This is a genomic window from Vibrio sp. bablab_jr001, from assembly GCF_016464285.1.
Taxonomy (GTDB): Bacteria; Pseudomonadota; Gammaproteobacteria; order Enterobacterales; family Vibrionaceae; genus Vibrio; species Vibrio fluvialis.
The window spans coordinates 1-647 of record NZ_JACDWZ010000062.1; the positions used below are offsets into that span (position 1 = coordinate 1).

Sequence of the window (647 nt, forward strand, 5' to 3'; positions counted from 1 at the left end):
CGCATCGCGTTACGCGCGTATTCCATGAACATCAGGAAGGTCGCGCCGTAAGGCACGAAACCGCCGTGCAGCGCGATACCGTTCATGATGGCCGTCATACCAAATTCACGTACACCGTAGTGGATGTAGTTGCCTGAGAAATCGCTCGCTTCCAAAGACTTCGAGCCAGACCACATGGTCAGGTTAGAAGGTGCCAGGTCCGCTGAGCCGCCCATGAATTCTGGCAGCAGTTTACCAAATGCTTCCAGCGCGTTTTGCGATGCTTTACGTGACGCAATGTTCGCTGGGTTCGCTTGCAGTTCTGCGATGATGGCGCTGGTGGCTTCTTCCCAGTTGGCTGGCAGTTCACCCGCTACGCGACGTTTGTATTCTGCAGCTTCTGCTGGGTAAGCGGCTGCGTATGCGGCAAATTTCTCATCCCATGCGGCTTCTTTCGCTGCGCCTGCTTCTTTGGCATCCCACTCAGCGTAGATGTCGGCCGGGATTTCAAATGGTGCGTATTCCCAACCCAGGAATTCACGCGCGGCTTGGATTTCGTCAGCGCCCAGAGGAGCACCGTGACAATCGTGTGAGCCAGCTTTGTTTGGCGAGCCGAAACCGATGATGGTTTTGGTGCAGATCAGTGTTGGACGAGGATCGGCTTTTGC

The 647-nt window shown here is 55.5% G+C and carries 1 pseudogene; it reads right to left on the reverse strand.

Annotation, left to right across the window (positions count from 1 at the left end):
* A pseudogene (locus JIG40_RS10360) lies at positions 1–647 on the reverse strand (transketolase); the annotation flags it as partial.